Raw genomic sequence first — 19795 nt, 5'->3', positions numbered from 1 at the left:
CCGGCAGCGGCGCTGCGGCCAGGAGTGGGCTGGTGGCCGCGGGGTGCGGTGGCAGCCGCGGGGTGACCAAAGGGGTAAGCCCGGCGGCGGCGCTAAAGGCCGGGAGTGGGCTGGTGGCCGCGGAGTGCGGCGGTAGCCGCGGGGTGACCAAAGGGGTAAGCCCGGCGGCGGCGCTAAAGGCCAGGAGTGGGCTGGTGGCCGCGGGGTGCGGCGGTAGCCGCGGGGTGACCAAAGGGGTAAGCCCGGCGGCGGCGCTAAAGGCCAGGAGTGGGCTGGTGATCGCCAGGGTGCGGCAATACCTCGGGTAGTTCGTACCAGGAAAGGGTTATGCGACCGGAACTGGAGCCTGGGCCGCCGGCAGGGTGATGGTGAACGTGCTGCCCCGGCCGACGACCGACTGGACGGCGATGCTTCCGCCGTGATCTCGGACGATGTCGCGGACGATGGCCAGGCCCAGCCCGGGCCCCTGGACGGCCTGGTCCATCGCGTTGCCGGCGCGGTGGAAGGGGGTGAAGAGGCCGGACACGTCCTCCGGCGGGATGCCGATGCCGGTGTCGGTCACCGCCAGGGTGACGGTGCGGTCGTCGGCCGCCAGCTGCCAGGTGACGCTGCCGCCGGGTGGGGTGAACTTGATCGCGTTCTCGAGCAGTTTGCGGAGGGCGCGCTGAAGTTGGGTACGGTCGCCGCGTACCCATGCCTCACCGGCCTGGTAGTCGACGGCGAGTTCCTTGGCGCGGGCGGCGTTGTCGAGTTCGCCGTGTACCTGGGAGGCGATGCCGGCCAGGTCGAGGATCTCGGATTCGGCGGGAGTGTCGCTGTCCGGGCGGTCGAGCAGGACCAGGTCGCCGATGGTGTCCTGCAGGCGGTGGGCGTTGCGCAGGATGGCGTTGAGGGCCCGTTCGCGCATCGGGGTCAGGTCGTCGCCCTCGTCCTCGATGATCATTTCGGTGTAGCCGAGGATGCTGGTCAGCGGGGTGCGCAGCTCGTGCGTGACCGTTTGGATGAAGACGTCCTTGCGCTGGTCCAGCATGCGCAGCTCGGTGATCAGCCGGGCCTGGTGCTGCTGGAAGGTGAGCTGGCGCAGCGCGCGTTCGATCTCGCGGGCGGCGCCGAGCAGGGCCCGGCGTTCGGAGTCCGGCCAGTCCGCGCCGGGGCGGGTGACGAGCAGGTAGCCGGGTTCGCAGTCGGTGCCGTCGCAGATCTTCACCGCGAACTCGCCGCCCGCACCCACGACGGGCCGGCCGGGCTCGCCGGCCAGCACCTCGGCGACCAGGCCGGCGGGGGGTTCGGCGGTCCCCGGCAGGTGGGCCTGGACCGGCCCGGCGCCGGGGATCAGCAGCTCGCAGTGCACGCCGGAGGCGCCGACGGCGGCGCCGATCAGCTCGGTGACGCGGCGCGCGGCGGCAGCCGGGTCGCTGATGTCCTGCAACTCGGCGGCGAGCGCCTGCCGCAACCCGGCCCGGGCGGCCCGGGCCTGCTCGGCGGCGAGCAGGGTCTCGGTCTGGGCCGCAAGATCATTAAGAGCATCGATCACGGTACGCAGTTCGGCCGCTCCGTGCGCCTCGGCTCGGGCCGAGCGGTCCCCCGCGGCGAGCCGGCGGATGGTTTCGCCGAGCCGGGCCAACGGGGCGAGCAGTTGCCGCCGACTGGTACGCGCCACCGCGTACCCGGCCGCCAGGATCGCCACCACGAGCGCGACCGCCGCGATGTTCAGCAGGCGGGTGGCGGCGGCGCCGGCTGAACCGACCTGCCGGCGTTCGGCCGCGAGCGCCTCGTCCGCCGCCTCGTTGGCCTGCCGCAGCTGGTCGAAGAGCTGCTTGCCGCGGGCCGAACGGAACGGGTCGTGATCCGGCACCCCGGCGGCGACGATCGGGGCGGCGAACTCGTCGAGCCAGGCCCGCATCGCCTCGTTCTCACGGAGAAGCAGACGCTGTACGCCGTCGTCGCGGGTGTTGGCGCCGACGGTGGCGAGCGCGTCGCCGGCGGACCGGGTACCGGACCGGTAGGGCTCCAGGAACAGCTGTTCCCCGGTGACCTGGAAGCCCCGGATCCCGGTCTCGGCGTCGGTCATGCGCTGCAGGAACTCGTCATTGGCGAGCTGGGCCCGGGCGACCCGTTCGATCTCCTGGGTGTGATTCGCCCGCTGCCGTTCGCCGAGCCCGAACTGCACCACCAGGAAGGCCATGAAGAGCACGAACAGGGCAGCGAAGCCCACGTTGAGCCGCCGCTGCACGCTCATCGGCGGCTACCCTCGCGGACGGTCATGCCTTCCAGATCGGCAGGCCGGGGCCGAGACCTAAGTCACCCTGGCCACATCGACCCTCACCGCCGGTAGCGGCCGGCTTTCGTTACCCATCCGTGACAAACCAGGTCTTGCGTACCCGCGGTAACGGGTAAATCGCGGCTCGGCTGATCTATGTCCGAAATGCCGGGCCAGGCGGTGGCGGACCTCACCCTGAGTCACTTTGATCAAGTGACCTGAGTTACTGACTGGTAGCCGCGGGTCTTGTAGTCGCCGACCTCGAGGGGCAACATTTCCGGCACATTACGGCCGCGACATCGACCGACCTCGCTGTCAGCTCGTCGGCCGCAGCCATCACTAGGAGGTTCCGTGAAGGATGCGCAAAGCGCTCCGGCGTACGGGCGCACCAACTGGCGCCGGTTCGCCGTGGCGGTGGGCGTGCCGACGGTCGTCGCCGGTGGCCTGGTCGTGGCGCTCGCCGAGGGCGCTCTGGCCGCGAATTTCACCATTTCCGGCAAGCAGTTCAAGTTGTCCGCCAGCAAGCTGGTCGGCGACGGCTTCACCCAGTACAGCGGCGAGCTGGAGACCAAGGACGGGTCGGTCCCGGCCGCGATGTCCGGCATCGAGAGCGCCACGCTGAACGACCTCTGCCAGTCGGTGGCGGTCGGCCCGGTCACCCTGCGGATCCAGGCCGGCGACGACCCCGAGCACCCGGTGGAGGCGACCAACCTGCTGATCGGCATGTCCGAGCTGGGCGGCGACGCCACGTTCGAGAACATGCAGATCGGTCTGGACGCCGCCACGCTGGACGCCGCGCAGGACGAGGCGCACGGCGCCCCGGGCGGCTTCGGGCAGCAGGCCACCAAGGTCACCATCATCAACCTGCGCCAGCAGGCGTACTACACCTCGGCCTCGACCTTCACGCTGAACGGCATGAGCCTCAAGCTCCACATCGGCGGCGAGCACGAGTGCTACTGATCTGAGCTCCTCCGGGCTCGCGGAGCGTCCCTCCGCGAGCCCTCCCCTTTTGTGTCAGAGCTATCGGAGGAATGCGTGGCGACGGAGAGCTTCTGGGTCAGGTTCGGCCGCTGGCGGCGCGGCCGGCCGTTCTGGGGCGGATTGCTGCTGGTCCTGTCCGGGCTGGAGATGTTCTTCAGCGCCAACATGGAACTCGACAACATCGAGATCCACATCGGGCCTCAGGGCTTCCTGTCGTACCTGCTGCCCACGATCATGCTGGTCTGCGGAGCGCTGATCTGGTTCACCCCGGCGCAGCGGCTGTTCTACGGCATCGTGGCCACGCTGACCGCGCTCTACTCATTCGTCGGGCTCAACCTCGGTGGCTGGATCATCGGGATGCTGCTCGGCATCGTCGGCGGGGCACTCGCCATCGCCTGGGGGCCGCCCCGGCAGCCGCCGGTGGAGAACAGCGAGCCGCCGGAGACCGAGCCCGGCCCCACCACCGAGATCCGACCTCCGGCCGGCGACCCCACGATCGTTCCCGGCATGGAGCCCGGCCCCACCAAGCACCCGCTGCACCGCAAGGCGCTGTTGTGGATCGTGCCGCTCGCCGTCGCCGGCTCGGTGATGGCCGTCAGCACCCCGTCCGCCGACGCGGCCGAGTGTCCGGAGGGTCTGCCGTCGCGGACCGCGACTCCCGCACCGAAGAAGAGCACCGCCGCTCCGAAGCCCGGGACCAGCACGAAGCCGCGCGGGTCCGCGGCGCCGGCGCCGTCAGCACCGGCCTCGGTCTCGCCCTCCGCGTCCGCCACGCCTTCGGCGCCGAGCAATCCGGTCGTGGACGGCATCAACGACTTCTTCGACGGCATCGGCGACTTCCTCGGCATCGGTGGCGGCGAGGAGACCCCGGCGCCCAGCCCGTCGGCGGCACCGCCCGCCGCGGCCCCGGGGCCGACCGCCCCGGCTGAGTCCGGGAAGCCGTCGCCGAGCAGCAGCCGCAGCGCGGGCCCGAGTGCGAAGCCCAGCAAGTCGGCCGAGGTCATCCCGTGCCTCGGGCCCCGGCAGGAGGGCCTGACCGCCGCGGCCGACGGGCTGCCGCGGGCCGCGATCAAGCCCGGCCTCATGAAGGTCGGGTCGCTGACCATGTACAACTCGACGTACGAGGGTGTCACCGAGCTGCCCACCCGCAACGGCACGATCCAGGCGCTGCGCTTCGTCATGGACAAGGCGGTGAACAAGCCGTTCAGCCTGGAGATCGACGAGCCGGGCGACGCCACCACGCTGATCAAGAGCAACGAGCTGATCACCGACGGGAACGTCGAGTTCTACTCCCCCAGGTTCGCCGGCAAGCTGTTCGGCCTGATCCCGGTGACGTTCACCCCGGAGCAGCCGCCACCGCTGACCCTGCCGGTCCTCTGGTTCACCGACGTGACGATCGACCTCGCGTACGTGCAGTGCGACGTGCTCACCGCCGACCCGATCGCCATCACCGAGTCGTAGTCCGCCGCGCCCGCCACTGCTCGACCACCTCGTCGGCGTCGAACCGCGGCAGCACCACCGGCGGGCCGTCGATCAGCCCGCGCCGCGCCTTGTCGATCCGCTCGTTCAGTTCGGCGACGTGCTCCCGGACCGCCCGCTCCGCGGTGAACCGGCCGACCGCGGCCGGCAGGTCCTCCGCCGCGCGGCGCACCGCCAGGCTCGCCGGGATCACGCCGGCGGCGCCGCCCTCACGGCGCAGCCAGTCCTTGACCCACCAGTCCTCGTCGTACTCCTCGCCGTAGCCGGTCAGGGGCTTCCCGGCGCCGGAGAGACCGTCGAACTCGCCCCGCTCGGTGGCCTCGCGCATCTGCCGGTCGATGGAAGACTCGTACCAGTGCACCATGAATCGAGCGTACGCAGACGCGTGCCGCCCGGCAGTGAGGAGCCCTTCCGTGTGCCGCAACATCCACCAGCTGCACAACTTCGAACCGCCGGCCACGCCGGACGAGATCCACGCCGCCGCCCTGCAGTACGTCCGGAAGATCGCGGGGAGCACCCGGCCGTCGCAGGCCAACCAGGCCGCTTTCGACGCCGCCGTGGCTGCGGTCGCCGCGGCCACCGCCGAGCTTCTGGACAATCTGGTCACCAACGCGCCGCCGAAGGACCGCGAGGTCGAGGCGGCCAAGGCCCGGGCCCGAGCCGAGAAGCGGTACGCCTCCTGACCATCTCCGTCCCGGGGTGATCGACCTGCGTACAATCCCGGCGGCAGGAGGGGGACAGCCGCAGATGAGCATGCCGCTAAGGCCGGGCGACCGGACCAGCCTGGGCCGGTACGAGCTGGTCGGCCGGCTCGGCGAGGGCGGCATGGGCACCGTGTTCCTGGGCCGGGAGCCGAACGGCCGTCCCGTGGCGATCAAGGTGGTGCGGCCCGAGTTCGCGCACGAGCCCGAATTCCGCGGCCGGTTCCGCAGCGAGGTGAACCGGGCCCAGCAGGTGCCGCCGTTCTCCACCGCCGAGGTGCTCGACGCCGACCCCGATCACGACCCGCCCTACCTGGTGGTCGAGTACGTCGACGGGCCCAGTCTGGCCGCCGAGGTCCGGGAGAAGGGGCCGCTGTCCGGGGCGGCGCTGCACGGCGTGGCGGTCGGTATCGCCACCGCCCTGACCGCCATCCACGGGGCCGGTGTGATCCACCGCGATCTCAAGCCGGGCAACGTGCTGTTCGCCCGCGGCGGCATCAAGGTGATCGACTTCGGTATCGCCCGGGCGTTCGAGGCGACCAGCATGCACACCCGCACGGATCAGATGGTCGGCACGGTGGCGTACATGGCGCCGGAGCGGTTCGACCCGGCGGATGGTCGGCCGGTCACCGCGGCCGCGGACATCTTCGCCTGGGGCGCCGTGGTGGCGTACGCCGCGACCGGCCGGACCCCGTTCGCCGCCGACTCGGCGGCGGCCACCGCGATGCGCATCCTCACCCAGCCGCCGAACCTCGCCGGGCTGCCCGCGACCCTCGCCGGACCGGTCGAACGCGCGCTGGCCAAGGACCCGGCGGAACGCCCCACCGCCCGGGAACTGCTGGACATGCTGCTCGCCGGCGGATCGAACCACCCGGCCGCCCCGGCACGGCTCGCGCCGGTAGCGCCCGGAGCCGGCGCGCCGGTGACGACCGCCGCACCCGGAGCCAGCGCGCCGGTGATGCCTGCCGCAGCCGCAGCCGTCACGCCGACGCCGCCCGGTGCGCCGGCACCAGCCCGGCGCCGGCGCCGCACCGCGCTGATCGTCGCCACCGTGGCCGCCGTGCTGGTGGCCGGTGGCCTCGGCGCCGCGGTCCGATACTTCCCGGACAGGTCCACGGCCGCGGGCGGGCCCAGCCCCGCTCCCTCGTCGGTGGTGACCACGGCTGCTCCGTCCGCGGCACCCGCACCGCAGACCCAGGAGGAGCGGCTCCAGGCGATCCGCGCCGGCAAGCACCGCACCCTGATCCACATCTCGGAGATCGATCGGGACCTCGCCCTGGACTCGCATTTCTCGCAGGTCGAGGCGGGCGACGGCACCGGCGTGAAGTCGGAGTTCGCCCTGGTCCCGGTCGGTGTGGACTTCCTGATCCGCTCGCTGCACGACCCGGCGGGCAGCCGGGAGAGCTGCCTCGGCGTCCGGGTGGTCCCGGACGAGGGGGCGATCCTGGTCGCGGCCGAGTGCGACGCCACCCCGGCGACCGTCTTCTCGCTGACCCGCACCGGCGGCCAGGACGACCAGGGCCGGCCGACCTTCACCATCGACAACGACAAGCACGGCTTCGTGCAGTGGAGCACCGACGACAAGGAACTGTTCGTGGAGCACCTCGGCGACGCCCCGCCGCTGTCCACCTTCAGCTTCGTGGACCGCGGCCCGCTACCGTCGCCCTCCCCCAGCCGCTGAGGGCCCGGACAGCCCGGACAGCCCGCTGAGAGTGTGCGGCCGGCAGCCCCGGCCGGCCGCCTCAGTCAGCGCGGCCGTATTTGTCGAACGGGACCGTCCAGTCGCCCAGCCCGTTCCAGATCGGGAGCTCGCGGGGCGTGTTCTTCACGTCGACGATGTCGCCGACCCGGAAGTTGTTGTAGACCCACTTGGCGTCGGCCGTGCTGAGGTTGATGCAGCCGTGCGACAGGTTGGCCCGGCCGAGCGAGCCGTTCCACGGGGCGGCGTGCAGATATTCGCCGGAGTAGCTGATCCGGGTGCAGAACTCGATGTTCTCCGTCACGTAGTAGTTCGGGTCCTTCGGGTCGGTGACGCCGTAACTGGCCGAACTCATGGTGTGCTTGCGCTTCTTGCCGAGCACGACGTGCGGGCCACCCGCCGTCCAGTAGCTGATGTGCTGGCCGTTGGCCCCGGTGGTGCCGCCGCCCTTGCCGAGGCTGCTCTTCATGGTGCGCACGAGCTTGCCGTCGATGTAGACCTTCGTCATGTGCGTCCGGTTGTCGGCGACCGCGATCAGCTGCCGCCCGATCCGGAAGTTCGTCGACGCGTTCTTCGCCCCATAGGTCTCTTTGCCGAGCTTGACGCCGAACGTCTTGACGCTCACCTTGATCGTCGTGCCGGCGGCCCAGTATTTCGCCGGCCGCCAGTGCACGGTCTTGTCGTCCCGCCAGTAGAACTTGCCCTCGACGGCGGGCGACGTCGTGATCTCGATGGCCTTCTCCGCCGCCTTCTTGTTGACGGCCCGGCTGAACGCAACGATCACCGGCTGTCCCGCCCCATACGTGCTCCCCGCTTTGAGGGCGAGCATGGCGTTGGCCTGGAAGGTGACCTTGGCGACGGACTCCGGTTTCAGCGTGGTGAAGACCGTGTCCTCCGTGGTCGTCGCGCCCGCACTGTCGGTGGCAGTGACGCTGACTTTGTATTTCTTGCCGTAGTCGAGCTCGCCGGTCGAGCGCCAGGTGCCGTCGGCCTGCATCTCACCGGCGATCTTCGCCTTGCCGGCGGTGACGGTGACCGACTCGAGCTTGCCGTCTGCCGCGGTGACGACGATCGGCTCCACCGGCGACACCTCGGCGGCGCCGGCCGCCGGCGTCACGCTCAGGCGGACCGGTGCGACCGGCTGCTCATTCGCCACCGGATCGACCCAGGACGTGGTGTCGCCACCCGCCTTGCCCGGCGAGGAACACCCGGCGGCGGTGGCTGCCGCCGCCACGCCGAGCGCGCCGATGATCACCTTACGTCGCTGAATCATGACTCTCACAATCGAGGGATCCCAGTCGTCACCCTGCATAGAGAAAGACGTGACCAGGGCCCGGATCGTTGCCTGTTCCGTCGATCAATCTCCGCCGGGAGGGAGTCATCCTGGCAGATCTTGATCTCGCTCGGTAGACGCCGTCTCGGCAAGCGGTACGGGGCCGTCTCGGCAAGCGGTACGGGGCCATCTCGGCAAGCGGTACAGCACCGACCCGCACCGGCCGGGCGCCCCGGCACTCGGCAGGATCTCGGGAATGTCAAGCAATCTGGACCGGATCACGGTGCACCGCGCCGGCGCCGGCGACCTCCCCGAGGCAGCCGCCCTGTTCGCCGGGTACCTCGACTTCTACCAACGGCCGGCGCCGCAGGAACGCGTCCTGGCGTTCCTCCGCGAACGGCTGGACCGCGGGGAATCGGTGCTGCTGCTGGCCCGCACCGCCGGCGGCGAGCCGGCCGGCTTCGTGAACGTCTACCCGACCTTCTCGTCGCTCTCGATGGCCCCGGTGTGGACGCTCAACGACCTCTTCGTCGCGTCCACCGCGAGGCGCACCGGCGCCGGCCGCGCACTGGTCCGGGCCTGCGTCGCCGAGGCACGGGCCGCCGGCGCCGTGGGTGTCCAGCTGCAGACCGCACCGGACAACCACGCCGCGCAGGCGCTGTACCGGGCCGAGGGGTTCGAGCCGGACACCTTCGCCGCGTATTACCTCAGCATCCCCGCCTGATCAGGCCTTGGCGGCGGCCGCCACGCTGAGCGCCTGTGCGGCGTGCTGGTTCATGTCCAGCTCGCTGTGGATGACGTCGAGGATCTTCCGGTCCGTACCGATCACGAACGTCATCCGCCGGGTGCTCAGCGGGCCGAGGTTGAGCTTGCGCTTCACGCCGTACGCCGCGATGGTCTCCGACTCCGGGTCGGACAGCAGCGGGTAGTCGAAGGTGTAGGACTCCGCGAACTGCTTCTGCTTCTCGACGGTGTCCCGGCTGATGCCGACCCGCTGCACACCGGCCGCGCTGTACTCCGCCGCCAGGTCGCGGAAATGGCAGGCCTCGGCGGTGCATCCCTTTGTCATGGCCGCGGGGTAGAAGAAGAGGACGACGGGACCGTTCGCGAGGAGGTCGGTCAGCCGGCGCGGCGTACCGTCCTGGTCGGGAAGTTCGAAGTCGGGCGCGATGTCGCCCTTGCCGATGCTCACCCGGGGAAGTGTACGTAGCTGTTCGCTTGCAGTGAACGGTGGAAGATCGGGGCCTCCGCCATGGTTGAGCCGCCTGTACTCAACTCCTCGGAGGTACCGGTGACCAGCAAACGACTCCCCGTGTTGTTCCTCGACGACATCGTCCTGCTCCCGGGCATGGCGGTGCCGGTCGAGTTGGATGAGAAGGCCCAGGCCGCCGTCGACGCGGCCCGCACCTCGGCCGGCTCCGAACTGCTGATCGCCCCGCGGCTCGAGGACCGCTACGCCTCGTACGGTGTGGTGGCCAGTGTCGAGCAGGTCGGCAAATTCCGCGGCGGCACGCCCGCCGCCGTTCTTCGCAGCGGTGTCCGCGCCCGCATCGGCAGCGGTGTGACCGGCCCCGGCGCGGCGCTGTGGGTGGAGGCCGAACCGGTCCCGCCGAGCGCCCCGACCGAGAAGACCCGTGAACTGGCCGCCGAATACAAGAAGCTGGTCGTCTCGGTGCTCCAGCGCCGGGAGGCCTGGCAGGTCATCGACTCGGTCAGCGCCATCGACGACCCCGGTGACCTGGCCGACACCGCGGGCTGGGCGCCGTACCTGTCCGTCGACCGCAAGCGCGAGCTCCTCGAGACCCCGGACGTCGAGGCCCGGCTGCGGCTGCTGATCGACTGGACCCGGGACTTCCTCGCCGAGTCCGAGGTCAGCGAGAAGATCGAGCACGACGTCCGCGAGTCCGTCGAGAAGCGCAACCGCGAATACCTGCTGCGCGAGCAGCTCAAGGCGATCCGCAAGGAGCTCGGCGAGGGCGAGGCGGACGACAGGGACGACTACCGCACGCGGGTCGAGGCGGCCGATCTCCCCGATCCGGTACGCGAGGCCGCGCTGCGCGAGGTGGACAAGCTCGAGCGGGCCGGCGACCAGAACCCTGAGGCCGGCTGGATCCGCAGCTGGCTCGACACCGTGCTGGACCTGCCCTGGAACGTCCGCACCAGCGACAACACGGACCTCGGCGCCGCCCGCGCGGTGCTCGACACCGACCACCACGGCCTCGACGAGGTCAAGGAGCGGATCGTCGAGTACCTCGGCGTCCGCGCCCGCCGGGAGTCCCGTGGCCTCGCGGTCGTCGGTGGCCGGGGATCGGGCGCGGTGATCCTGCTGGCCGGCCCGCCCGGTGTCGGCAAGACCTCGCTCGGCGAGTCGGTCGCGAAGACCCTGGGCCGCAAGTTCGTCCGGGTCGCCCTGGGCGGCGTGCGCGACGAGGCGGAGATCCGCGGCCACCGCCGGACGTACGTCGGCGCGCTGCCCGGCCGCATCGTGCGCGCCGTCCGGGAAGCGGGTTCGATGAACCCCGTCGTCCTGCTCGACGAGGTCGACAAGGTCGGCAGCGACTATCGCGGTGACCCGGCAGCGGCGCTGCTGGAGGTGCTGGACCCGGCACAGAACCACACCTTCCGCGACCACTACCTCGACCTGGATCTGGACCTCTCGGACGTCCTCTTCATCGCGACCGCGAACACGCTCGAGACGATCCCGCAGGCGCTGTTCGACCGGATGGAGCTGATCACGATCGACGGCTACACCGAGAACGACAAGGTCGCCATCGCCCGTGACTTCCTGCTGCCCCGCCAGCTGGAACGGGCCGCGCTGGACCCGGGCGAGGTGACGGTCACCGAGGACGCCCTGCGCGAGATCGCCGCAAATTACACCCGGGAAGCAGGCGTACGCGCATTCGAGCGCTTGCTCGCCAAGGCGCTCCGCAAGGCCGCCCTGGGCACACTGCCCGCCACGGTCGAGGCCGCCGACCTCAAGGACCTGATCGGCCGGCCGAGGTTCACCCCCGACTCGGCCGAGCGCACCGCCGTCCCCGGCGTGGCCACCGGCCTGGCAGTCACCGGCATGGGCGGCGACGTCCTCTACATCGAGGCGTCACTGCTGCCCGGTGACAAGGGTGGCCTGTCGGTCACCGGTCAGCTCGGCGACGTGATGAAGGAGTCCGCACAGATCGCCCTCTCCTACGTCCGGGCGCACGCCGGCGAACTCGGCATCTCGCCGGAGCAGCTCGACCACCCGATCCACCTGCACGTGCCCGCGGGCGCCGTGCCCAAGGACGGACCGTCGGCCGGCGTCACCATGACCACCGCGCTGGTCTCGCTGCTGCTCGGCCGCAACGTGCGCGCCGAGGTCGGCATGACCGGCGAGGTCTCCCTGACCGGCCGGGTCCTCCCGATCGGCGGCGTGAAGCAGAAGCTGCTCGCCGCACAGCGGGCCGGGCTCACCGAGGTCTACCTGCCGCAGCGCAACGAACCCGACCTCGACGACGTCCCCGCCGACGTCCTCGACGCGCTGACCGTGCACATCGTCTCCGACGTCCGGGAGATCCTGAGCACCGCCCTGGACGAGGTGTCCGTCGGCACGGTCGCCGCGGCCTGAGTCAGGAGGCGGAGCAGATGACCAAGGGCGGCACAGCCGCGATATCCGTCGGAAACAGTCCACGAATAGCGTGCGGACCAGCGCAGTAGCGGGCCGCCGCGAAAGGGGCTTCATGAATATTCTCCTGCTGACGGACAGCCATCACGAGGTGTTGCCTGCCCTGGGCTTGCTGCCGCACACCGTCCGGGTCGCATCGCGGGACGGCTGGGCCGAGGCGATCAAAGGACCGCACGTGGCCGCGATCCTGGTCGACGCCGGTGAACAGCTGAACCAGGCCCGCGCCACCTGCCGGCTGATCCGGGCGACCGGACCGCAGGCGCCGTTGATCGCGGTGGCCCGCGAAGCCGGCCTGATCTCCGTCGGGGCCGACTGGTGTGTCGACGACTTCGTTCTGGCCACTGCCGGCCCGACGGAGGTGGCGACCCGGCTGAGCATGGCGGTGCAGCGACGCGCGGCGGAGACCGCCACCGGACAGGAACAGATCCACATCGGCGACCTGACCATCGACCCCCACAGCTACACGACCAGGCTGCGCGGCGAGTCCCTCTCCCTGACCTACAAGGAGTTCGAGCTGCTCAAATACCTCGCCCAGCAACCCGGCCGGGTGTTCAGCCGGGATCAGTTGCTGCGTGAGGTCTGGGGTTACGACTACTTCGGCGGCACCCGCACGGTGGACGTCCATGTCCGCCGTCTGCGGGCGAAGCTCGGACCGCGCTGCGAATCGATGATCGGCACGGTTCGCCAGGTCGGCTACAAATTCGTCGCGCCGGCGGGAAGCCTTCGCCGGGACAACGACGCCTGGTCCGACGCACGTGCGGTCTACGAGGACGGGATGCGGTCCCCGATGGCCGGCGAACCGCCGGGCAGCCGGGTGTCGCAAAGCCGCAGCACGGTAGCCAGCAGCGTCGCGATCACCACGACCGCGCCGAGGTTGACCAGCACGGTCGGGTAGCCCAGGGCGGTCACGTCCGAGAAGGGGTACGGGTACCAGTCGGTCGCTGCTCCGTGGGCCAGGGTGTAGCCGATCCACAGGGCGGGCCAGAGTGCCGACCAGGCCAGGGTGCGGCCGTCGATGCGCGGGCGGGGGCCGAAGATCAGCCAGCCGAGCAGGGCCGCCCACGGGGCGACGTAGTGGAAGCCGACGTCGGCAAGCCACGCGGCGCCCTGTGGGTCGGACTCACCGGCCAGGATCGTGCTGTAGACGATGCCGGTGATCACGATGCCGAGGAGGGCGTCGAGGCGGATCACCCGCCACAGGCGGCCGTCGCGGTCCGGATTCAGGGCGAGGGCGGTCACGGCGATCAGCAGGAGCAGGTTGCTCTGGATGGTGAAGTAGCTGAACAGCTGCACGAACCTGGTGAGCGCCGGGTCGCCGCCGGTGTCGGTCGCGGTGAGCACGATCCGGATCAGCAGTGACGTGAGGACGATGACGCCCAAGGCGCCTTGGTAGATCCGGGACTTCAATTCTGCGCTCCAGCTCGATGATCTTCGCTGGGCAGCAGCGTAACGGCGGTCAATGGCCGGCTGGAAGGCGTACCTCGACTCGCAGGCCGGGCTGAGCGTCGCCCAGGGTGACCGTGCCGCCGTGCCGGCGCACCAGTTCGTGGACGATGGCCAGGCCGAGCCCGGAGCCGCCGGCGTCGCGGGCCCGGGCGTCGTCGAGCCGGGTGAAGCGGTGGAAGACCCGCTCCCGGTCGGCCTCGGGGATGCCCGGTCCGTCGTCGGTGACCACGATCAGCAGGTCCGGGCCCTCGGCCGCGGTGCTGACGGTGACCCGCGAGGTGCGGTGACGGATCGCGTTGTCCAGCAGGTTGGCCACCACCCGGGCCAGCGCGTCCGGCTCGCCGACCAGGGGCAACGGCACGCCGGGGTCGTGGTACTCGACGTCGGGGTAGCGTTCGGCGGTCTCGCCGACCAGCTGCGCCAGGTCCAGTTGCTCGACCCGGCCGGTGACCGCGCGGGTCGTGCCGTCGTCCTGGCGGGCCAGCAGCAGCAGGTCGTCGACCAGCCGGGAGAGCCGCTGCACGTCGGCGAGCAGGTCCTCGGTGAGCGCCGGCCAGTCGGTGTCGTCCGGCAGCCGCTGCGCCACCTCCAGCTCGGTGCGCATGTTGGTCAGCGGGCTGCGCAGCTCGTGTGCGGCGTCGGCGACGAACGCCCGCTGCCGGGCGCGGGCCGAGTCGAGCCGGTGCAGCATGTCGTTGAGGGTCACCGCGAGCCGGTGGATCTCGTCGCGGGAGTTGGGCAGCGGCAGCCGGCCGGCCCGGGTGCCGCCGGTGATCTCCTCGGCGCCCGAGCGCAGCGCGTCCACCGGGCCCAGCGCCGCGCCGAGCGCCCGCCACAGGATGGCCGCGAGCAGGACCACCAGCAGCGGGTACAGGATCATCAGGGTGACCTGGAGCAGGTGCACGCTCTGGGTGATCTGGTCGGTGGAGCGGGCGACCAGGATGCGGAGCGGGGCGGTCGGCGGTCCGGCGGTGATCTTGACGACCCGCGCCTCGCCGACGTAGCCGATGCGGGTTCCGGGGATCGGCACGCTGCGGCCGTCCGGCAGGTCGCGCAACTCGTCGGCGTACAGGATCGGCACCAGCCGGTCGGCGGTCGCCGAGACCGCCACCACCCGGCCGTCGGCGTCGATGACCTGGACCTGCACGCCCGGGGTGACCGGGATCGGGTTGGTCAGCGCGCCCTGGTCGACCAGCCGCTGCACGCCTTCGGCGGTGTCCATCGACTCGTCGTAGACCGAGCGGGTCTGCGCGTACCCGAGGACCGCCACCAGCAGCACCCCGCCGGCGGCCAGGCCCAGGATGAGGGCGGCGGCCGAGACCAGCAGCAGCCGGGCCCGCAGGCTCAGCTCACGGATCCGGCGCATCAGACGGCGGCGAGGCGGTATCCCGCGCCGCGGACCGTCTCCAGCCGGTCCCGGCCGATCTTGCGGCGCAGGTAGCCGACGTAGACCTCCACCGCGTTCGGCGCGGTCTCCAGCGCGGCGTCCCACACGTGGTCGAGCAGCTCGGTCTTGGAGACCACCTGGCCGGGGCGGCGCATCAGGTATTCCAGCAGCGCGAACTCCCGGGCGGTCAGGGTGACCTCCTCGCCGGCCACGAGGACCCGGCGTTCCGCCGGGTCGAGCTCGACATCTCCGAAGGCGAGGACCACCGGCCGGGCCTGGGCGCCACGGCGTAGCAGGGCACGGAGCCGGGCGAGCAGCACCACGTACGAGAAGGGCTTGGTCAGATAGTCGTCGGCACCGCAGTCGAGGCCGTCGGCCTGGTCGTACTCCCCGTCCTTGGCGCTGAGCATGAGCACCGGCAGCCAGTGCCGCTCGGCCCGCAGCTGCCGCACCACCCGGTAACCGGACAGGCGCGGCAGCATCACGTCCAGGATCATCGCGTCGTAGCCGCCGTGGCGCGCCATCTCCAGGCCGTCCTGCCCGTCGGCGGCGACGTCCACCGCGAAACCCTCGGCCTGCAGGCCGCGGCGCAGCGCCGCGGCGAGCCGTGCCTCATCCTCCACCACCAGCAACCGCACCCCCACACCTTGGCATGCCGCCGCCCTCCGGTGGCACCCGCTCTCAGCGGGTTCACAGCGCTCCGTCGATCAGCGGCTCGGCGGGGCCCCACCGCCCGGCGGCATCCCACTCGGCATCCCACTCGGCGGACCACCCGGGCCGCCACCCGGAGGCGCTCCCGACGGCGCCCCGTCGCCGGTGTTCTGGCCACCGGTCGGTGTCGTCGTGGTGTCCACCCCCACCTCGAGGGCGACGGCGAAGCCGGTCGTGGCGTCGCCGGTCACGGTCGCCAGCTGGGTGACCCCGGAGTCCTCGCCGAAGACGTTGTCGCTGTCCAGGGTGACCTGCTGAAGGTTGGTGACGGAGGATTCGTAGCCTGTCGTCGCGTACACCTCATCGCAGTTGACCTTGGGAAGTGCGATCTGGGAGGTCGCGATGGCCTTGGCCGCGTCGCTGATGCTCGCCTGGTCCGGATAGACCTCGAAGTGGATGTGCGGCCAGCGGCCGCTGTAGCAGGCCGGGAAGATGCTGGTGAACTCGACCTTGCCGGCGCTGTCCGCGATCTGCACGCCGCGCAGGTAGTTCTCGGCGGTGATGCCGGCCGAGTAGAGCGAGTACTCCCCGGCCCGGTTGCAGTGCCAGACGTAGACCGCGACCCCGGCGAAGGCCGCGCCAGACTTGGCCAGGTCCTTGATGGTCAGGGACAGCGTGATCGGTACGCCTTCCGCAGTGCCGCTCGCCTCCCCGAAGCTGGACCGGATGTCCTTGCGGATGACGCCGCTCTCGGTGAGCACGTTCGGCCCGTTGGAGCCGTCGCCGGGATAGGGCCCGGCGGTCTCGTCCGGGATCTCGCTGAGACCGGTCTCTGTCGTCCCGGCCGTCGTGCCGCTCTCGTCGCCGTCGTCACCGCAGGCGCCCAGCCCCAGCGCGACCGCACCCAGCCCGAAGGCGCGCAGCACCTGGCGGCGCCGGGCCACGGTCTCCAAGTCGAAGGCGAGCCCCTGGTCGACCAGTTCCTCGCCGGGCCGGGGCAGGGCCCGCCCCTCATAAACTGCCACGTGATCCCCTTTGTCGAGAATGTCGGTATTAAGGCTATACCCCTAGGGGACCTTCTCAGCGGGATCACAGCGGCGCCGGAGCACGATGGGTTCCAGACAACAGGAGGTGGACATCGTGTCCGTGTTCAGGTCCAGGCCGGCGCTGCGCTGGCTCGTACCGTCGGCCGCCGCGGTGGCGGTCATCGGGGGCGGCGCGGCGGCCGGAACGATCGTGGCGAGCGCCGATCCGGCGCTGCCCGAGCGCACTGCCGCCGAGCTGCTCGTCGATCTGCAGAACGCCGACCCGGACGGGCTCTCCGGCACCGTGGTGCAGAGCTCCGACCTGGGTCTGCCGGGCATCGCCGGGCTGCTCAGCCAGGCCGCACCCAGCGGCGGAGGCCTGACCAGCCTGATCGCCGGCAGCAACACCGCACGCATCTGGTACGCCGGTGAGGACAAGGCGCGGGTGGCGCTGCTCGGCACCGACGGCCAGACCGACATGATCCGCAACGGGTCGGACGTCTGGGTGTGGAACAGCAAGGAGAACACCGGCACCCACGCCAAGCTGCCGGCCGACAAGCAGGACCCGAAGTCGCTGCCGAGCGGTGTGCCCTCACCGCAGGAAGCGGCCGACGCGGCCCTCTCCGCGATCAACCCGAGCACCGAGGTCGCCACGACCGGCGCCGCCGAGGTGGCCGGGCGGGACGCGTACGAGCTGGTGCTCACGCCCCGCGACAGCGAATCGCTGGTCGGGCAGGTGCGGCTCGCCATCGACGCGACCGAGCACATCCCGCTGCGCGTCGACGTCTACGCGAAGAACACCACGAAGCCGGCCTTCCGGGTCGCCTTCGAGCAGATCAGCTTCGACGTGCCGGACGCCGAGCAGTTCACCTTCAACCCGCCGCCGGGCGCCAAGGTCGACGAGGCCGGCACGGTCTTCGGGCCGGACGCCGCGCACACCGGCAAGCCGTCGACCGGCAAGCCCTCCGGCAACCCGGGCGACGAGCCGAAGGTGATCGGCGAGGGCTGGACCACGATCGTGTCGGCGAAGCTGCCGGAGTCCCCGGACAAGGCGATCGCGGGCGCTGACAAGGACGAGGCCAAGCTGGCCGAGAGCTTCCTCGGCACGATGCCGAAGGTCAGCGGTTCGTGGGGCAGCGGCCGGTTGCTGAGCGGCGCGCTCTTCACCGTCCTGCTCACCGACGACGGGCGGGTCTTCGCCGGGGCGGTCACCCCGGAGGCCCTGTACGAGGTCGCCTGATCCTCACTTTGCCGAGCCCCGCTGCTTCATCTTCATCCGAAGCGGCGGGGCTCGTCTATTCCTCGACCAGGCGGTCGCGGATCCGGTCCAGGTCGGCGGCCGGCACGCCGGCCTCGAGCAGGTAGCGTTCCACGCCGCCATATCTGCGCTCGGCGTGCGACAGCGTGTTGCGCATGGCTATTGCTTCAGTTCCGGGGGTACGCGCGAAGTCCGCGGCAATCGTCTCCGCGTCCACCCCGGCGACGCCGAGGAGCAGCGCGATCAGCGCCCCGGTGCGGTCCCGGCCGCCGTGGCAGTGCACCAGCACCGGGCCGGGCGGGGCGGCCGCGATCGTCCGGAACGCCAGGGCGATCCGCTCACTGTTGTGGTCGAGCATCGGCGCGTAAGTGTCGTCCGGCGGGTCGTAGCCCAGCGGGTCGGCGAGCAGCGGCACGTTGCGGTACGCGGGGTCGGCGGCGAGGGTGCTCGGATCGCGTTCGCATTCGCGGGGCCAGCGCAGGTCCAGGATCAGGGCCGGATGCAGAGCCTGGACGGTGGCGACCGAGGCGGCTGTGAGCAGGCCGTGGCTGTCGGACCGGATCAGCGCGCCGGGCCGGATGCGGCGGCCGTCGTGGGTGGGGGTGCCACCCAGGTCGCGGGCGTTGCTGCAGTCGGGCCACTCCATCTGCACGGCCGCAGCGTACCTGGCTGCCGCTCTCCGCGGCGCGGGCTCGATCCCTCCCGGCGCGGTCGAAACCTGCCTGACGGGCGGCCCGCGACCACCAGCCGCCAACCAGACGCCCTACCGCCCCGCCGAAACCCGCCTGCCCGGCGGCCCGCAACCACCAGCCGCCAACCAGACGTGCTACCGCCCCGTTGAAACCTGCCTGACGGGCGGCCCGCAACCACCAGCCGCCAACCAGACGTGCTACCGGCGCGCTGAAACCTGCCTGGCGGGCGGCCCGCGACCACCAGCCGCCAACCAGACGTGCTACCGGCGCGCTGAAACCTGCCTGGCGGGCGGCCCGCGACCACCAGCCGCCAACCAGACGCCCTACCGCCCCGCCGAAACCTGCCTGACCGGCGGCCCGCGACCGCCAGCCGCCAACCAGACGCCCTACCGGCCCGCTGAAACCTGCCTGGCGGGCGGCTCGGGCCGGGTGGGGAGCTAGCTGACGGGGGTTTGCTGGGTGGCGGTTCTCTGGCGGGGTAGGCGGGGGACGGTGTCTGGGGGGCGGTTCGGGCGGAGGAGGGCGTAGGACGCGGCCAGCAGGGCGCCGGCGGCTAGTGCGTCGAGCCAGTAGTGGTTGCCGGTGACTACCACGACCAGCAGGGTGATCGCGGGGTGGAGCAGCCAGAGAGCTCGATACCGGGCGGTCGGCATGGCGGCCAGCAGGGCGATCGCCACCACCAGGGCCCAGCCGACGTGCAGGGAGGGCATGGCGGCGTACTGGTTGGAGAGCTGGTCGGTCTCCGGGGCGCCGTAGACGGCCGGGCCGTAGAGGCGGCCGAGGTCCAGCATGCCGGTGGCGGAGAGCATCCGGGGCGGCGCGAGCGGGATCAGGAAGTGTACGACCAGGGCGCCCGAGGTGAGCAGGACCAGGACGTTGCGGGTCCAGCGGTAGTGGGCGGGGCGGCGCAGGTACAGCCAGATCAGGCAGGCGGCGGTGGCGGGGAAGTGGACGTACGCGTAGTAGCTGTTCGCCGCGGTGACCAGAAACGGCCAGTCCAGGATGGCGTGCTGCAGGGCCAACTCGCCAGGCAGGTGCAGGCGGCGTTCGAGGTCCCAGATCGCGTCCGCGTTGCGGAAGGCGTCGTCGACGTGGCCGACCGCGACCAGCCGGGCCGCCTTGTAGATCAGGAACAGGACGGCTACCAGGGCGAACTCGCGTAACGCCGGGACCCGGAGCCTGGTGGGCGCCGGGTTGCCGCTGGTCAAACGGCACCTGAATTCGCCATGATGCTCCCCCGTATATTCGGACTCGGGCCAGCATCCGGCGATCTTGCAGTTTGTGC

The 19795-nt window shown here is 71.2% G+C and carries 17 protein-coding genes and 1 pseudogene; 8 read left to right on the top strand and 10 right to left on the bottom strand.

The features are described from left to right. Positions 1–325 precede the first annotated feature (325 nt). A complete protein-coding gene (locus OHA21_RS03615) occupies positions 326–2239 on the bottom strand; it encodes an ATP-binding protein (RefSeq protein WP_328470095.1) in 1914 nt (637 codons plus the stop codon). A gap of 372 nt (positions 2240–2611) precedes the next feature. Between OHA21_RS03615 and OHA21_RS03610 the strand changes: the two genes are divergently transcribed. Both OHA21_RS03610 and OHA21_RS03605 read left to right on the top strand, forming a co-directional pair. Then, positions 2612–3220: a DUF6230 family protein gene (locus OHA21_RS03610; RefSeq protein ID WP_328470093.1), complete on the top strand. Its 609-nt coding sequence runs from the start codon at positions 2612–2614 to the stop codon at positions 3218–3220. Between the two features lie 75 nt (positions 3221–3295). After that, positions 3296–4702, top strand: coding sequence for a DUF6114 domain-containing protein (locus tag OHA21_RS03605; protein ID WP_328470091.1), 1407 nt, complete (start codon positions 3296–3298; stop codon positions 4700–4702). Here the strand turns inward: OHA21_RS03605 and OHA21_RS03600 are convergent. After that, entirely contained in the window at positions 4689–5084 is a 396-nt protein-coding gene (locus OHA21_RS03600; RefSeq protein ID WP_328470089.1) for a J-domain-containing protein, read from the bottom strand. The two genes, OHA21_RS03605 and OHA21_RS03600, sit on opposite strands and share 14 nt — an antisense overlap. 49 nt (positions 5085–5133) lie before the next feature. Between OHA21_RS03600 and OHA21_RS03595 the strand changes: the two genes are divergently transcribed. Both OHA21_RS03595 and OHA21_RS03590 read left to right on the top strand, forming a co-directional pair. Next, positions 5134–5403 (top strand): DUF2277 domain-containing protein, encoded by a 270-nt coding sequence (locus OHA21_RS03595; protein ID WP_328470087.1) that lies wholly within the window; start codon positions 5134–5136, stop codon positions 5401–5403. A gap of 64 nt (positions 5404–5467) precedes the next feature. Further along, the gene (locus OHA21_RS03590) at positions 5468–7102 is read left to right on the top strand and encodes a serine/threonine protein kinase (RefSeq protein WP_328470085.1); all 1635 of its coding nucleotides are present in this window, start codon (positions 5468–5470) and stop codon (positions 7100–7102) included. 61 nt (positions 7103–7163) lie between these two features. Here the strand turns inward: OHA21_RS03590 and OHA21_RS03585 are convergent, their stop codons facing one another. Beyond that, positions 7164–8393, bottom strand: a complete 1230-nt coding sequence (locus tag OHA21_RS03585; RefSeq protein WP_328470083.1) for a L,D-transpeptidase — start codon at positions 8391–8393, stop codon at positions 7164–7166. Positions 8394–8649: 256 nt separating this feature from the next. Between OHA21_RS03585 and OHA21_RS03580 the strand changes: the two genes are divergently transcribed. After that, on the top strand, positions 8650–9117 hold the full coding sequence (locus OHA21_RS03580) for a GNAT family N-acetyltransferase (protein ID WP_328470081.1): 468 nt from the start codon (positions 8650–8652) through the stop codon (positions 9115–9117). Here the strand turns inward: OHA21_RS03580 and OHA21_RS03575 are convergent, their stop codons facing one another. Next, positions 9118–9585 (bottom strand): peroxiredoxin, encoded by a 468-nt coding sequence (locus OHA21_RS03575; protein WP_328470079.1) that lies wholly within the window; start codon positions 9583–9585, stop codon positions 9118–9120. Between the two features lie 60 nt (positions 9586–9645). On the opposite strand from OHA21_RS03575, the gene lon reads away from it, so the two are divergent. Next, complete coding sequence (lon, locus tag OHA21_RS03570) at positions 9646–11994, top strand: endopeptidase La (RefSeq protein WP_328470077.1); 2349 nt, start codon at positions 9646–9648, stop codon at positions 11992–11994. A 112-nt stretch (positions 11995–12106) separates the two neighbouring features. Then, positions 12107–12763: pseudogene (locus OHA21_RS03565) on the top strand (winged helix-turn-helix transcriptional regulator); the annotation flags it as partial. A gap of 50 nt (positions 12764–12813) precedes the next feature. On the opposite strand, the gene OHA21_RS03560 reads toward OHA21_RS03565, so the two are convergent. From OHA21_RS03560 to OHA21_RS03545, 4 genes are all read right to left on the bottom strand, one after another. Continuing rightward, complete coding sequence (locus OHA21_RS03560) at positions 12814–13431, bottom strand: Pr6Pr family membrane protein (protein ID WP_328470075.1); 618 nt, start codon at positions 13429–13431, stop codon at positions 12814–12816. 76 nt (positions 13432–13507) lie between these two features. Continuing rightward, on the bottom strand, positions 13508–14863 hold the full coding sequence (locus OHA21_RS03555; protein ID WP_328470073.1) for a sensor histidine kinase: 1356 nt from the start codon (positions 14861–14863) through the stop codon (positions 13508–13510). Beyond that, entirely contained in the window at positions 14863–15522 is a 660-nt protein-coding gene (locus OHA21_RS03550) for a response regulator transcription factor (protein ID WP_328470071.1), read from the bottom strand. Before OHA21_RS03550 ends, OHA21_RS03555 begins: the two co-directional genes overlap by 1 nt. A 69-nt stretch (positions 15523–15591) precedes the next feature. Beyond that, a complete protein-coding gene (locus tag OHA21_RS03545) occupies positions 15592–16560 on the bottom strand; it encodes a dioxygenase family protein (RefSeq protein ID WP_328470069.1) in 969 nt (322 codons plus the stop codon). Between the two features lie 115 nt (positions 16561–16675). Here OHA21_RS03545 and OHA21_RS03540 point away from each other — a divergent pair, with 115 nt between their 5' ends. Continuing rightward, positions 16676–17800 (top strand): LolA family protein, encoded by a 1125-nt coding sequence (locus tag OHA21_RS03540; RefSeq protein ID WP_328470067.1) that lies wholly within the window; start codon positions 16676–16678, stop codon positions 17798–17800. A gap of 55 nt (positions 17801–17855) precedes the next feature. On the opposite strand, the gene OHA21_RS03535 is transcribed toward OHA21_RS03540, so the two are convergent. Together OHA21_RS03535 and OHA21_RS03530 are read right to left on the bottom strand one after the other, a co-directional pair. Next, positions 17856–18464 carry a tyrosine-protein phosphatase gene (locus tag OHA21_RS03535; protein WP_328478270.1) on the bottom strand — a complete coding sequence of 203 codons (609 nt, stop codon included), beginning with the start codon at positions 18462–18464 and terminating at the stop codon, positions 17856–17858. A gap of 483 nt (positions 18465–18947) precedes the next feature. Beyond that, complete coding sequence (locus OHA21_RS03530; protein ID WP_328470065.1) at positions 18948–19718, bottom strand: phosphatase PAP2 family protein; 771 nt, start codon at positions 19716–19718, stop codon at positions 18948–18950. Positions 19719–19795 lie beyond the last annotated feature (77 nt).

Source organism: Actinoplanes sp. NBC_00393, assembly GCF_036053395.1.
Taxonomy (GTDB): Bacteria; Actinomycetota; Actinomycetes; order Mycobacteriales; family Micromonosporaceae; genus Actinoplanes.
The sequence above is the reverse complement of the archived record's forward strand: the minus strand, read 5'-3'. Positions and strand labels throughout refer to the sequence as shown.